Origin of the sequence: Nocardia asiatica NBRC 100129 (genome assembly GCF_000308415.1) — a bacterium.
Taxonomy (GTDB): Bacteria; Actinomycetota; Actinomycetes; order Mycobacteriales; family Mycobacteriaceae; genus Nocardia; species Nocardia asiatica.
This window is the reverse complement of the sequence record NZ_BAFS01000404.1, coordinates 1-10,941: the sequence shown is the minus strand read 5'-3', so window position 1 is coordinate 10,941 and position 10,941 is coordinate 1. Positions and strand designations below refer to the sequence as shown.

The 10,941-nt window shown below is 66.1% G+C and carries 24 protein-coding genes; 1 reads left to right on the top strand and 23 read right to left on the bottom strand.

The genetic code is table 11. From position 1 onward, the window contains the following. From ON27_RS30520 to ON27_RS43305, 22 genes are all read right to left on the bottom strand, one after another. The coding region (locus ON27_RS30520; protein WP_043735497.1) for a hypothetical protein at positions 1–282 on the bottom strand (282 nt) is incomplete at its 3' end. Then, positions 279–1,169, bottom strand: a complete 891-nt coding sequence (locus ON27_RS30515; RefSeq protein WP_043735495.1) for an ATP-binding protein — start codon at positions 1,167–1,169, stop codon at positions 279–281. The genes ON27_RS30520 and ON27_RS30515, both read right to left, overlap by 4 nt. A 2-nt stretch (positions 1,170–1,171) precedes the next feature. Then, positions 1,172–1,708: a hypothetical protein gene (locus tag ON27_RS30510; RefSeq protein ID WP_043735493.1), complete on the bottom strand. Its 537-nt coding sequence runs from the start codon at positions 1,706–1,708 to the stop codon at positions 1,172–1,174. Beyond that, positions 1,705–1,938: a hypothetical protein gene (locus ON27_RS30505; RefSeq protein WP_043735491.1), complete on the bottom strand. Its 234-nt coding sequence runs from the start codon at positions 1,936–1,938 to the stop codon at positions 1,705–1,707. The genes ON27_RS30510 and ON27_RS30505 overlap by 4 nt, the downstream gene beginning before the upstream one ends. Further along, on the bottom strand, positions 1,935–2,186 hold the full coding sequence (locus ON27_RS30500; RefSeq protein WP_043735488.1) for a hypothetical protein: 252 nt from the start codon (positions 2,184–2,186) through the stop codon (positions 1,935–1,937). The genes ON27_RS30505 and ON27_RS30500 overlap by 4 nt, the downstream gene beginning before the upstream one ends. Next, the gene (locus ON27_RS43325; RefSeq protein WP_043735486.1) at positions 2,183–2,674 is read right to left on the bottom strand and encodes a WhiB family transcriptional regulator; all 492 of its coding nucleotides are present in this window, start codon (positions 2,672–2,674) and stop codon (positions 2,183–2,185) included. The genes ON27_RS30500 and ON27_RS43325 overlap by 4 nt, the downstream gene beginning before the upstream one ends. Beyond that, positions 2,671–3,030: a hypothetical protein gene (locus ON27_RS43320; protein WP_043735484.1), complete on the bottom strand. Its 360-nt coding sequence runs from the start codon at positions 3,028–3,030 to the stop codon at positions 2,671–2,673. The genes ON27_RS43325 and ON27_RS43320 overlap by 4 nt, the downstream gene beginning before the upstream one ends. Beyond that, positions 3,027–3,182, bottom strand: coding sequence for a hypothetical protein (locus ON27_RS43315; RefSeq protein ID WP_157227433.1), 156 nt, complete (start codon positions 3,180–3,182; stop codon positions 3,027–3,029). Before ON27_RS43315 ends, ON27_RS43320 begins: the two co-directional genes overlap by 4 nt. Next, a complete protein-coding gene (locus ON27_RS30485) occupies positions 3,179–3,439 on the bottom strand; it encodes a hypothetical protein (RefSeq protein ID WP_043735480.1) in 261 nt (86 codons plus the stop codon). Before ON27_RS30485 ends, ON27_RS43315 begins: the two co-directional genes overlap by 4 nt. Next, positions 3,436–3,612: a hypothetical protein gene (locus ON27_RS43310; RefSeq protein ID WP_157227431.1), complete on the bottom strand. Its 177-nt coding sequence runs from the start codon at positions 3,610–3,612 to the stop codon at positions 3,436–3,438. Before ON27_RS43310 ends, ON27_RS30485 begins: the two co-directional genes overlap by 4 nt. Further along, a complete protein-coding gene (locus ON27_RS30480; protein WP_043735478.1) occupies positions 3,605–3,793 on the bottom strand; it encodes a hypothetical protein in 189 nt (62 codons plus the stop codon). The genes ON27_RS43310 and ON27_RS30480 overlap by 8 nt, the downstream gene beginning before the upstream one ends. Continuing rightward, positions 3,780–3,995 (bottom strand): hypothetical protein, encoded by a 216-nt coding sequence (locus tag ON27_RS30475; protein ID WP_043735476.1) that lies wholly within the window; start codon positions 3,993–3,995, stop codon positions 3,780–3,782. Before ON27_RS30475 ends, ON27_RS30480 begins: the two co-directional genes overlap by 14 nt. Continuing rightward, positions 3,992–4,528 carry a hypothetical protein gene (locus tag ON27_RS30470; protein WP_043735473.1) on the bottom strand — a complete coding sequence of 179 codons (537 nt, stop codon included), beginning with the start codon at positions 4,526–4,528 and terminating at the stop codon, positions 3,992–3,994. Before ON27_RS30470 ends, ON27_RS30475 begins: the two co-directional genes overlap by 4 nt. Next, positions 4,521–4,724 (bottom strand): hypothetical protein, encoded by a 204-nt coding sequence (locus tag ON27_RS30465; protein ID WP_043735472.1) that lies wholly within the window; start codon positions 4,722–4,724, stop codon positions 4,521–4,523. Before ON27_RS30465 ends, ON27_RS30470 begins: the two co-directional genes overlap by 8 nt. Further along, positions 4,721–4,945 carry a hypothetical protein gene (locus ON27_RS30460; protein ID WP_043735470.1) on the bottom strand — a complete coding sequence of 75 codons (225 nt, stop codon included), beginning with the start codon at positions 4,943–4,945 and terminating at the stop codon, positions 4,721–4,723. Before ON27_RS30460 ends, ON27_RS30465 begins: the two co-directional genes overlap by 4 nt. Continuing rightward, positions 4,942–5,472, bottom strand: coding sequence for a hypothetical protein (locus ON27_RS30455; protein WP_157227429.1), 531 nt, complete (start codon positions 5,470–5,472; stop codon positions 4,942–4,944). Before ON27_RS30455 ends, ON27_RS30460 begins: the two co-directional genes overlap by 4 nt. Before the next feature lie 72 nt (positions 5,473–5,544). Continuing rightward, a complete protein-coding gene (locus ON27_RS30450; protein WP_157227427.1) occupies positions 5,545–5,814 on the bottom strand; it encodes a hypothetical protein in 270 nt (89 codons plus the stop codon). Between the two features lie 157 nt (positions 5,815–5,971). After that, positions 5,972–6,436 carry a hypothetical protein gene (locus tag ON27_RS30445; RefSeq protein WP_043735464.1) on the bottom strand — a complete coding sequence of 155 codons (465 nt, stop codon included), beginning with the start codon at positions 6,434–6,436 and terminating at the stop codon, positions 5,972–5,974. Continuing rightward, complete coding sequence (locus ON27_RS30440) at positions 6,433–6,699, bottom strand: hypothetical protein (protein WP_043735462.1); 267 nt, start codon at positions 6,697–6,699, stop codon at positions 6,433–6,435. The genes ON27_RS30445 and ON27_RS30440 overlap by 4 nt, the downstream gene beginning before the upstream one ends. Before the next feature lie 88 nt (positions 6,700–6,787). Next, on the bottom strand, positions 6,788–7,006 hold the full coding sequence (locus ON27_RS30435; protein ID WP_043735459.1) for a hypothetical protein: 219 nt from the start codon (positions 7,004–7,006) through the stop codon (positions 6,788–6,790). Further along, entirely contained in the window at positions 7,003–7,854 is an 852-nt protein-coding gene (locus ON27_RS30430; RefSeq protein ID WP_043735456.1) for a phage antirepressor KilAC domain-containing protein, read from the bottom strand. The genes ON27_RS30435 and ON27_RS30430 overlap by 4 nt, the downstream gene beginning before the upstream one ends. After that, on the bottom strand, positions 7,851–8,018 hold the full coding sequence (locus ON27_RS43305) for a hypothetical protein (protein WP_157227426.1): 168 nt from the start codon (positions 8,016–8,018) through the stop codon (positions 7,851–7,853). Before ON27_RS43305 ends, ON27_RS30430 begins: the two co-directional genes overlap by 4 nt. Before the next feature lie 387 nt (positions 8,019–8,405). Between ON27_RS43305 and ON27_RS30425 the strand changes: the two genes are divergently transcribed. Then, positions 8,406–8,762 (top strand): helix-turn-helix domain-containing protein, encoded by a 357-nt coding sequence (locus ON27_RS30425; RefSeq protein ID WP_043735454.1) that lies wholly within the window; start codon positions 8,406–8,408, stop codon positions 8,760–8,762. Between the two features lie 683 nt (positions 8,763–9,445). On the opposite strand, the gene ON27_RS30420 is transcribed toward ON27_RS30425, so the two are convergent. Continuing rightward, positions 9,446–10,906, bottom strand: coding sequence for a recombinase family protein (locus tag ON27_RS30420; protein ID WP_043735451.1), 1,461 nt, complete (start codon positions 10,904–10,906; stop codon positions 9,446–9,448). Positions 10,907–10,941: the final 35 nt, after the last annotated feature.

Here is a 10,941-nt window from a genome sequence, read left to right as displayed (position 1 = left end):
TTTGGCGTACGCCTCGGCGATCTTCGCGTCGTCCGCCTTCGCCCGCAGCTCGTCAACAACCGGGTCCAAGATGGCCGCATCGTCCTTCGTCTGCGCGGTGCCCTCGGTGTTGCGACGAACCCTCGCGCGAGCCTTCTCGTAGTTCCTGACCGCCGTTGCGCGCGGGCGGGCGGCGTCCCGAATGGCTTTCGCCCGCGATCCGCCATTCACTCGCAAGGATTCGAGTTCGCGGATGATCCGCAGCGCGTCGAAGGCGTCGACCTCGTCGTACTGGGCGCTCATGACCCGGCCTCCGGGTTGCGCATCTTCACCTGGGTAGCGCGCTTGCGGAGGAAGTCGCCGAGGATCGTCGGGCGGCCACCGTCATCCAACATCGGCGCCCCGTCCAGCTGATGCGCCGCGACCTCCTCGAACAGCGCCCGCAACTCCTCCACAGAGGAGAGTTCCAAGGCGCGCTCGCGGTACTCGGCTACCGTCGGGACCGGCTCGCCCTCGGACAAGAAGTCGTCGACCTCCTTCGCCAACTCGATCCCCGGCAGCGGGTAGACGGCACCGATGCCGACGCTCTCGATGCGTGACTTCGACACCGTGAGCGTGTGGCTCAGGTCCAAATCCCCGACCAGGTCGAATTCATGGTCGATGCCGTCGCGTTGGATCGGCTTCAACCCAACCCGCCGCGGCACCTGCTTGCCCTGATGGTCGGTCTCGAGCACGTACTCCGTCTTCACCCTGAGGGTGGCGATGACGTGACCGGGGAAGGCGAGGATCGCGTCGAGCATCCGCTTCTCCTCCGGCCCGACGTCCTTCCAGCCCGAGGAGAACTTGCTTTTGACGCTGCGGCGGTCGACCTGTTCGAGCATCCCGTCGGTGCCCATCCAGTAGTGCGACAGGGAGTCGATGATGACGACGTCGAACCCGGCGCCAGCCGCCTTGCCGAGGTGATCGACCAGCGACAGCGGCGCGTAGCTCGCGGGCTTCATGGTCTTGAAGTGCCAGCCGTTGCGGCCCACGTACTTCGATGCCGACCCACGCTCGGTGTCGATCACCGCGACGTTCTCCCCCAGCCCGAACGCCAGCATGAGAGCGGTGTAGGTCTTGCCGCTGCCCGCCGGCCCGGTGAGCGCGATGCGCGCCTTGGCGGCTTCCTTCGTTGCTTCCTCGAATTCCATGCTCACGCCTCGATTCCCAGCAGCGGCACACGCGCCCCGGACAGCAGCTCCCGCACCGCGTACTCCGCGGCGAGTTCCTTCGTGGCCGACACCACCGGCTTCCCCGGCTGGAGAGTGATGCCGGGGACAGGGCGCCCACGCAGGGCAGCCGCTTTCGCCTGCCCGATCAGGTAGTCCGGGATGACCTCGACTTCGGTGAACAGATCCCGTCGCCCGGCGTCGATGAGGATCGGGAGGATCTCATCCACCCGCCCCAGCTCGATGCGGGATTCGAGCTTGTCGGGGTACTCGGTGCGGATCCACTCCTCCAGGGCGTCGCGGTCGCTGATCACCGCTTCGTCCTTCGGGTCGGACTTGGTGACCCGCCCCAGCTTCCGGTCGTCGGTGGTGCGTGCGGCCACGCTGTCGCCGCGGGCGATCTGCTCGCCCATGACGGCCTTGGCCTGCTTGAACTCCTCCATCACCAGGTCGGCGAGGGTCTTCAACATCACGATCTTGTAAGCCAAATCGGCGCTGGTGAACGCCTCGATCTCTGTCACTTCGCTCCTCTGGAATGGGCCACCATCGCCTTCAGGCGGTCGGCCAGGATGTCGATGTCGTCAGCGGAGTAGTCGGCGCCGAACACGCCGTAGCGGTCCCGGGTGGCGTGGTCGATCTCGTTGCCGATCAACCGGATGCGCCCGGACGGGTCGAGTTCGAAGATGGCTTCGGAGAACCCGTTGTCCGGCAGCGCGTACCGCCACTCCGCGAAGTCGTGGATGTAGGTCACGCCGACCTCCGAACCTGTCCGCGGGCAACCGCTTCCGCACGGGCGGTCAGCGCGGACGCGGGCCCGTCGATGTCCACCCACACCGCCAGGCACATCAGCAGCTGCGCCATCCGCTGCGGATCCCGCACACACCGGTCGACGAGTTCGGCGAACGTCACAGCGGGCTCGACGTCACGCACCTGCTCGCACAGGGCGATGGCGCCGTCGGCGAGCTTGTCGTAGTCGACGTACGGGCCGTAGCGCTTCATGCGCTCACCCCGATCTGCACCGAGAACACCTTCTCGGCGTCCTCCTTGCGGATCGTCTGCCGCGGCTTCCCGCGGCGCCCGTACAGCAACCCGCTCACAACCCCAGCCGTGAGCCCCGTGATGGCGACCAGTTCGTCGTAGCGCATCACCTCAGCCAGCGCCTTCAGGTGCTCGCTCGCCGGCCCGGCCGGGATGCGCTCGCACGAACTGCGCGACCGCACATAGTGGCGCGGCTTCGGCGCCTGGACGACGACGCCGTTCAGCCATGCCTTCATCGCGTCGCGTTCCGTCTTCTCGCTGCACCGGAAACCGGCCACTATGGCCCAGCGTTCGTCACGCTTGACCGCGTCCTCCGCGCAGTCCCGCCGCACCGGGCAGGCGTGGCAGATGTCCACCGCGGTCTTGGACTGGTTGCTGCGCTCCGGGAACCACAGCTCGGAGGAGTACGCGCGGCAGGACGCCTTCTTCCGCCACTCGTTGTCGCTCACCGCGCCTCCTTGAGCGCGGCGCGGCGGTGCTGGGCGTAGTCGCGAACACACAGGCCGAGTCCGCCGTAGCGGACGTCGCCGGGCTGCGCTGACTCGCGCGACACCATCTGCACCCCGCACTTGCGGCAGTTGCCGGGGTTGCGGGTCAGGTTGCCGGGCACGTGCTTCGGCCGCTTCTGCTTCTTCACCGGGTATTCGCGCAGGCCGAGCATGTCCAGGAACGTCCGCAGCTCGTCGGCGTTCTCGGCGTAGTGCGCTGCGGTGCGCCGTGCTTTCGCCTGCTCCTCGGGGTTGTCGGGCTTCAGCTCCCCGACCCCGCCACGGAAGTTGACGATCAACTGATTGGTGTCGGTCACGCGATGCTCCTTTCACGCTCGGCGCGCTTCTCATCCCGCGTCCGGCAGACGCGATCCATCTCCGCCCACGACATGAACCCGAAGGCGCGGGCGATGGCGTCGAGTTCCTGCTCGGTGGCGACTTGGTTGTTGGCGAATCGGATGGCGGTCACAGGGCCCCCACCTCGTCGGCGTAGCCCCAGTCCCGCGCCCGGTCTGGGTCTTCGGGGAACTCCTCGTCGTCCACTGCCCCGGCGCCCTCGCAGGTGTCGCAGTCCTCGTCGTCGAACCCGCCGTACCCGTCGCAGTCCGGGCACACGATGCGGTAGGCGTGGACGCCGGCGAACTCGTGCAACAGCACGCTGAGTCCCACGAACCCGAAGGCGCCGACGATCGCCAGCCATAGGGCGTTGCACAGCAGAGTGATCACAGGGCACCCCCGACCTTCGGTGTCTGCGGCTGGCTGCGGTCGATCGCGGTACGGCGCCGCAGCTCCGGGTCGGTGCCGCAGTCGGTGCAGACGCAGAACGCGTACATGCACACATGCATGCGAGCGCCACGCATGTCGGCCTTCTCGTAGGCGTTAAACCACGGACTACGCATCGTCGTCTCCCATCGCCTCGGCCACGGTGTCGAGCAGGGAGAACGGCGGCATGGCGTCGAACCAGCGCTCCGCGGCGGCGGCCAGGGCGAGTTCGTGCACGGGCAGTTCGGCGACCTCGATCCGCTCGGCGCGCTCGGCTGCGGCTTCATAGGAGCGGAACCAGGGCTCACGCGCTGACATTGGGCACCGCCTTCAACTCGCCGTGACCCTTCTTGAACACCCGAATGGAGCGGCCGGTCGCGGACACGTAGATCGTGATCTCCTGACCGGTGGCGGTGCGGATTCCGACGACCACGCGGCCGTCGATCTCCGTCAGCCGAGTTACTTCCGCCGGACCCCAGACGAAGCCGTAGTCAGTCAGGCCACACGGCAGCGCGGTCATCGCTGCACCTGCGCTTGCAGCTCGGCGATCTCCGCCTGCGCCGCGTCGAGGGCGTGGCTGTTGCTGCGGGCGATATCCCTTGCGGCATCCCGCTCGGCCTCCACCTCCGCGATCCGCTTCCGCGCCGCCCGCAGGTCCTCACCCAGATCGGCGACGTTCTCCCACACGACCTGCCAATCCCCGTCGCCGTTCTCGTTGATCACGTCGTGCAAGCCCGTCGCGTCCAAGGCGATCCGGTTGTAGGTCTTCAGGGCGTGCGCCAGAAACTCCCCGCCACGCTGCAACGTCTCGATGTGGTCGAACAGGTCCGCCAGGTTGTTGCGCATCCACACGATCAGCGCGGCGTTCGCGTCACCGAGCGCGTCGTTGTCCACATCACATGTCTCGCCCACCCATACCCGGCGGCCGGTGCCGTCTTCGTAAGCGTTGGCGCGGTAGATCTCCGAGCCGTCCGCTTCCCACGGTCCTTCGGTCGCTTCGGCCAGCAGGGCGCGGCCCTCGGCGAGGACGGCGTCGAGGTCGTTGTCAGGCATGGGTCTCCCCCTTGTCTCGGCCGTGCTCGGCCATCCATTCGTGTGTCGGTGTCCACTCCGCCCACCGGGCCACGGCAGCGGAGGTGGTGAGGTCGTCAGCGGAGGTGACGTGCGGCAGCCGTTCCAGGACGGCGTGCTCGAACGCGGCGGCCACACGGGCGGCGATGTGCGGGTGTGGCAGATGCAGGCGGCTCACGCGGCCACCTCGATGCCCTTGGTGCGGATGATCCGCTGGAACTCCTCGGCCACCACCCGCTCCGGGGAGCCCTCCGGGTGAGCGGCCACCGTGTCGGCCAGGAACCGGGTCCACTCCCGCTGCGGCATGAGCATCAAGTCCCGGGCGATGTCGAACCCCGGCTGGCCGACGAGGCACATCGCGTAGGAGATGCAGGCGAGGGTTGCGCGGCCGGGGATCACGACTGCACCGCCGAGGTGTTGTCGCCGCCCTCGTACACCCGAACCTTCGCGGCGTCCTCGCGCGCCTCCGCCAGACTCTCCGCCGCGTAACCGCCCAGCGACCGCGCGGCCGACTGCAACCCCCGCACCGCGCGGTCGATGTTCAGCGACCCGAACTCCGGGTCCTCATGCGGGTATCGGTCGAAGCGCTCCGACCACGGCTCCAACGCGCGGTACTTCGCCGCCAGCGCTTCCGTGCGCATCCTCAGCAGCGCGTAATCCCGAGCCAGGGAGTCGAGTTCGTCGCTCAACTCCTCCGGGGTGTGCAGGGGCTCGCGGAGCAGCAGCAGCGGCCACAACTCCCGCGCGGCCTGGACAGCGTCCGAGTCCGCCGGGTCCTCATCGAAGATGGTCAGCAGCAGGTCGCTGATCTCGGCGTCGGTGTGGTCGTAGGCGAAGCTCGCCAACCGGTGGTAGACGGAGTCGAAGGGCAGCCTCCACCATTCGGAGATTTTCTGGCGGCAGGCAGGGGAATGGACGGTCTTCATGGGGTAGACTTCTTTCTCGCGTGTTGTTATCTGGTGGCCGTCGGAGTTGTGGTCCGGCGGTCATTTCCCTTGTCAGGGGAAGTTGGTGGCACGCCCCGGGTCACCGTGATCGCCAACACCGGGCGACTCGGGGCGTGCGGCCTCACCGCGCGGAGCTGAGCCAGCGCGCGGGGAGGGGGTCGGTTCGACGTAGGCGGCGGCGGACCACAGCGCGTTCGCGATCGTCCGAACCTGCTGGTTGGACAGCGCGTACCAATCCGGCCAGTACTGGAACTCCAGCGTCGTGGAGATGTAGACGCCGCCGTCGCAGTGAAGATCTTCAGCCCGTTGTCGTCGTGCCACCACTGCATCTCGGAGTGCTGACTGTCGGTGGTGTGCTCGATACGCAGCGGGGTGCGGGAGACGTACGCCTGCGACGCCATGGACGCCAGCCGTTCGATCTCCGCGTGCAGCGTGCGGATAGCCAGATCCGAACCCGGGAAGTGGCGAATGTTGTCGCTCACTGCTGCTCACCCCCATCCGATGGGGGCACATCCTGGGGCTCGACAGCAGAGGGCATTCCACTGGAGCCCTCAGGATGTGCCGGTCCCTCGGCAGCGAGGCGGCATGTCGTCGCGCCGAGGGAGACTTCACCGATCAGGTACTCGAACTTCCCGTACCACTCCGGGTTCGCGGCGGCGTGCTCCCGGCACTCCACCCGGAGCTGTTCCGCCCCATCGGCATCAGTCAGCTCCCGGACGATCCGCACGTTCTTGCCCTGCTTCGCGAGCACCAGGAACCCGAGAGACTCCGGCAGGTGACCCGCCTCGGCGAGGGCGTCGGCGTAGTACTCGCCCATCTGCCGGTAGTGGTCACGCAGCCACGCGTTGACCTCGGGCAGTTCGTCCCAGTCGGGTCCGATGGTGCGGCCCTTTATGTACGCCGCGCAGGCCAGGGTCTCGGCGATCTGTTCGCGGGCGCTCATCGCTGCACCCCCTCGTCGGGCACGTCCCGGCGGGGCGCGGCCGAGGGGCCAGCCGCGTCCGCGCCGCCGGGACGCCCACCCTCGGCGGCAGGGGGGACCGCGCCGAGGGAGTCATCAGGCTCGAAGTCCTGGGGGTCAACGTTGGGGCACTCCGCCAGCGGCGAATCCATGAAGATGGTCCGGCGCTCCTTGCCCACGGAGGCGCGATGGAACTCGGCCTCGCTCATGCAGTAGAAGCAGCGGTCCTCGGGATCGTGGCTCATCTCCGCCCCCTCTTGATCGCGTGAGCGACGAGAAGATGCAGAGGAAAGGAGAGGATCAAGCCGACGGCGACAGGAGTAAGGAGGAGGATCACGACGCCTCCCCCATCGCCTTGCTGATCCCGACCAGAGCCGACAGCAGCTCATCCAGGGCCCGCGGGGAGAGGGCCACGTACGAGGTGGAGTTCTCCGTCTCGATCGCGATGAACGCCTTCTCGACACCCAACTCCTCGCCGCCGCCGACGATGAGCTGCACGCCGTCGCGCACCCATACCTGCTCAGGCTCGGACCAGAACGTGAAGTCGCTCATGACGCACCGCCCGGAAGCTCCAGCTGCCCGGACAGGCCACACTTCTCCGCCACCTGCAACGCAAACTGCTGACGGACGTACAGCGTCTGCCGCACCTGGCCGTTGTGATGACGGGGCGCTTCATGCTGCGGACGAAGGTCGAACCAGTCGAGATACCGCGCGTACGCCCGGTACTCGTGCTCGGCGATCTTCCGCTGCTCCGTCTCCGACCAGCGCTCACCGATCAGCACCCGGTAGATCAGCTTCTTCTCCACCAGCAGCGCGAACGCCTGCGGCTGCGTCAGACCGTGCTGCGCGCCCCACACCTTCACCGTCGCGGCATCGTCGTTCGCGACGTACCGATCGTGGTAGGCGACAGCCGGAGCGGCCGATTCGAGAGCGGCGGCCATGACCGCCTTCTCCTCCTCGATCTCCAGCACCATGCGAGCGAGGTCGGCCTTCGTGACGAGCTCGGCGCGCCGACGCGGCTCCAGCGCGGTGACTTCCGATTCGCGGGTGCGGATGGCGAAATACGCCTGTGCGGCGGCAATCTCCGGCTTACGCGGGTCGCCGTTCATCACGGTCAAGTAGGCGCCGAAGCGGGAGAGCTCGAAGTCCTCGACCTCGCGACGTCCACCTTTGCCGACCTGGATCATATTGCCGACGCCGACAAAATGATCCTGAGCTGCGGCTCCGCTGTTCTCGCAGGCCAGCTTGGCTCGGTCGATCGCGGCGGCGAAGTTCCGCCACGTCTCGTACTGCACGAGCTTGCACAGGTCGCGCGCCAGCCAGTACTCGGAGCCATCCGGGCGTGTGCGGCGGATCGCGTCGAACGGAGAGGAGGCGTTCGCCGGGACGAGGCCGCTCATGCCGCCGCTCCCTTCTGTGCGGCAGCGGCCCGATCGCAGTCGGAACGCTCGAAGGCGACCAGCATCTGAACGGCCGGAGCCATGGAACCCTGGGGGAAGTGCTTCATCTGCTCGTCGATCCACGCCTGCATGACGGGGTCGACAGCGGGCCGCGGCGTGCTCATGACGCCTCTTCCCACCGCTCGGCGTTCAGGAACGCGTCCCGGGGGAGTTTGAGGGCTACCGCAACGGCTTCCAGCTCATCGACGGTGAAGGGGTACAGGCATTCAAGCCTGCGCCGCAACGTCTCCCGCGCCATTCCGGACAATCTGGCTACGCGAGTCGGCGACAGATTAGACTCCTTGATTGCCGCCCAAACGCGGCGCGAGATCTCCTGGCGTAGCGCCGTTGATGCTCCCATATGGGTAGCCTACGCCCCCATATGGGGAGGTGCAAGCCATTCGCCATCTTGCGTTCGGAAGAGTTGGATTGTCCGATTGCAGTAAGGGCACCCTCGGACTTCCCCACATCCGGGGTATCACCCTCCCCATATGGGCGTCTAACCTACCTACATGGCTACGAGCGCTCGCCCGATCGGAGAGCTGACCCGGCAACTAGTTGCCGAGATCAAGGCTGTCCGGACGAGAAAAAACCTGACGCAGCCGGAACTCGCCGAACTGGCCGGGATTCCCGCAAAGACGTACGAGAAGATCGAACGGCTGGAGCGCCCCTTAGGCGTCGAACAGCTCGGTGCGATCACCGACGCCTTCGAAGTGTCCTTAGATGCCTTCGTCGCCAGCGCACTCGCCAATGCGCGCCTCTATCGGCCGGACGCGAACCTGAATCCAGAGGAAGCCGGCGTGCACCCGCCCGGAGCGGATCGCATCGCGGAACTTCTCGAGGAAGACAGCCAGCAGTCGAACGGGTGAGGCACGTCGACCTCGCCCACCCAACCGAGCTGCGGGTGGATCAGCCATTCGCCAAGGGCTGCGTGCTCACCCCGCCAGACCTGAAGTGCGACCGCGCGTAGACGGATCAGATGTCCCTCGAAAATCCCGTTTCGAGGGACGACCCGCACTTGTGCGGCGTCAGGACGCCAGATCACTGTGCCGATTAGGAGACGTTCCCCTTTTACGGCAACCATTCCGCGTGGGTCGGAGAAGACGATACCGACCAGTTTCGCCAGATCGTCTGGAGCTGAACCTAGCTCCGGCTCTTGACTGGTCATCGGACCATCTCCGCATTCGAGGCCGCCCCATCTGTGCTCACATTGTCACCCCTCAGCTACCGAGCACCGCCTCGGTCGTCCAGTTCTCAACTGTGAATCAGATCATAATGAGCACAGGTCGGGAGGCCTAGGGGTTTGAAGAGGAAACCTTCGACTAATTCCGTCCGGTAACAAGAATGATCATGAGCAAATAACTAGCTAGCGAATGGAACTCGCGGAGTAAGGGGACTGGTCAGTTCGCCGGACTGGGGTGATAGCTCGCTCGATGGCACTACTGCGCCATAGCACATCAACAGATTGGCTACAGTCCCAAGAGCGAGAAGCCATGCCGCAGCAAATATCTCGGAAAATCCGGATCGTTACCGTGTCGTGAGTAACGCCCGCTCAGGTAGCAGCGAACAGCGGGCGCACCTCCACGCCGATCTCGCTGTACGGTCCGCGACTACCGACACGGTTGATCCTGACCTCGATCGACCGCCGTATGACATCACGCTTCTCGCGAAGATCCCGCCGCGCCCAGATGCGTCGGGCGTCCGGCCCGACACTCTCGGCCACCAAGGGGTCCAATGCCGCGGCCACCGCATCGATGCGCCTCTGCGCCTCGCGGATCTGCTTCTCCAACTCCTCGACATACGTGGAAACGGCTAGGGCCGACATCCGCGTCCGCGCCGCGTCTTTGACGTACGCCTCGATGTCGGCGCGCAATTGCGCGATCGTCGCCAGCTCATCCTCGACGGAGACTTCATCCTTCGCGGAAGCCGCAGCGAACAACGCCAGCGTGTCCGGCCGCTCGAACAGCTGCATCAACAGCTCCTCCACATGCCGATCGACGCGCTCGATCGCACGGCTCAAATGCCACTTCGGGCAACCGTAGTAGGGCTTGGTCTTCGGCCCGCCAGGCGAGGGAGACTTGGCCTCCATGTGCGCCTTACAGACGCCGCAGCGAGCGATGTAACTCAGCAGATGGGCCGGAGCGGTGCTTCGCGATGTGACACGCTGGGGGTGCATCAACTCACTACGCAACCGCTTGTGCTGCTCCGGTGAGATGATCGCCTCCCACGTTCCCGGGCCCGAGACCTTGCCATAGTAGGTGCGCATCCCGGCGTACGTAGGGTTGATCAGCAGCCGCCGCAGCGACCTGGCGTCGAACGTTCCCTTCCCCTTGGCCGCTACCCACCGCGGCGCGAGATCAGCGCTGACGGACTTCAGCGACTCGTGATTGAGCACACGCTGAGCGGCGAGCCGAATAATCTCAGCCTGAGCCGGAATCGGCTCCCTGTTGATCGACTTGCCTGTCTCGGCGTCGCGGATGATCCGATACCCCTTGGGAAGCTTGCCGTGCGGCTTGCCATCCTCCAGCGCTTCTTGAACGCCCCGGTTGACGTTCTCGCTGATGTCGTCGGACTGCTCCTCGGCGCGCAGCGCATCGGCGTTCGCCGCTCGCCGGTCGGCCGCCTTCGACAGATCGAAAGTACGATTGCCATACCGCCACAGCGTGCCGGTCTCAATGCACAGTCGACGCAATGGAACGTAGTCATCGAGGTCCCTTGCGGCACGGTTGCTTGCGAAGGTCCACAACATCTCGGCCTTGCCGGCGCCGATGAAGTCCTTCGTCTGGATGAACCCAGGCCGCTCCTGAACCCTGCGGTATCGGCTGGCGGAGAGCTTGTCACTGAACACCGCGACGACGACCACGCCGATACTGGCTAGGTCGCGGCGGCCGACCTTCTCCTGGTCCTTGACCGACTTCTCGCCAGGCTTGGATACTCGCGCATAGATGACAGCGCGCAGCTGAGCAGCGGTCTCGAGGCGTGCCTTCCTGGCCGCCCGCACACGTTCGGTCACATCGGGAATATATACCCGGCTATTGACACTTATCT

Bases quoted from the DNA above. Each gene is read 5' to 3' on its own strand.
- ON27_RS30515 (WP_043735495.1), bottom strand. From the start codon at position 1,169: ATGGAATTCGAGGAAGCAACGAAGGAAGCCGCCAAGGCGCGCATCGCG.
- ON27_RS30500 (WP_043735488.1), bottom strand. From the start codon at position 2,186: ATGAAGCGCTACGGCCCGTACGTCGACTACGACAAGCTCGCCGACGGC.
- ON27_RS43310 (WP_157227431.1), bottom strand. From the start codon at position 3,612: ATGCGTAGTCCGTGGTTTAACGCCTACGAGAAGGCCGACATGCGTGGC.
- ON27_RS30480 (WP_043735478.1), bottom strand. From the start codon at position 3,793: ATGTCAGCGCGTGAGCCCTGGTTCCGCTCCTATGAAGCCGCAGCCGAG.
- ON27_RS30475 (WP_043735476.1), bottom strand. From the start codon at position 3,995: ATGACCGCGCTGCCGTGTGGCCTGACTGACTACGGCTTCGTCTGGGGT.
- ON27_RS30470 (WP_043735473.1), bottom strand. From the start codon at position 4,528: ATGCCTGACAACGACCTCGACGCCGTCCTCGCCGAGGGCCGCGCCCTG.
- ON27_RS30455 (WP_157227429.1), bottom strand. From the start codon at position 5,472: ATGAAGACCGTCCATTCCCCTGCCTGCCGCCAGAAAATCTCCGAATGG.
- ON27_RS30445 (WP_043735464.1), bottom strand. From the start codon at position 6,436: ATGAGCGCCCGCGAACAGATCGCCGAGACCCTGGCCTGCGCGGCGTAC.
- ON27_RS30440 (WP_043735462.1), bottom strand. From the start codon at position 6,699: ATGAGCCACGATCCCGAGGACCGCTGCTTCTACTGCATGAGCGAGGCC.
- ON27_RS30435 (WP_043735459.1), bottom strand. From the start codon at position 7,006: ATGAGCGACTTCACGTTCTGGTCCGAGCCTGAGCAGGTATGGGTGCGC.
- ON27_RS30430 (WP_043735456.1), bottom strand. From the start codon at position 7,854: ATGAGCGGCCTCGTCCCGGCGAACGCCTCCTCTCCGTTCGACGCGATC.
- ON27_RS43305 (WP_157227426.1), bottom strand. From the start codon at position 8,018: ATGAGCACGCCGCGGCCCGCTGTCGACCCCGTCATGCAGGCGTGGATC.
- ON27_RS30425 (WP_043735454.1), top strand. From the start codon at position 8,406: ATGGCTACGAGCGCTCGCCCGATCGGAGAGCTGACCCGGCAACTAGTT.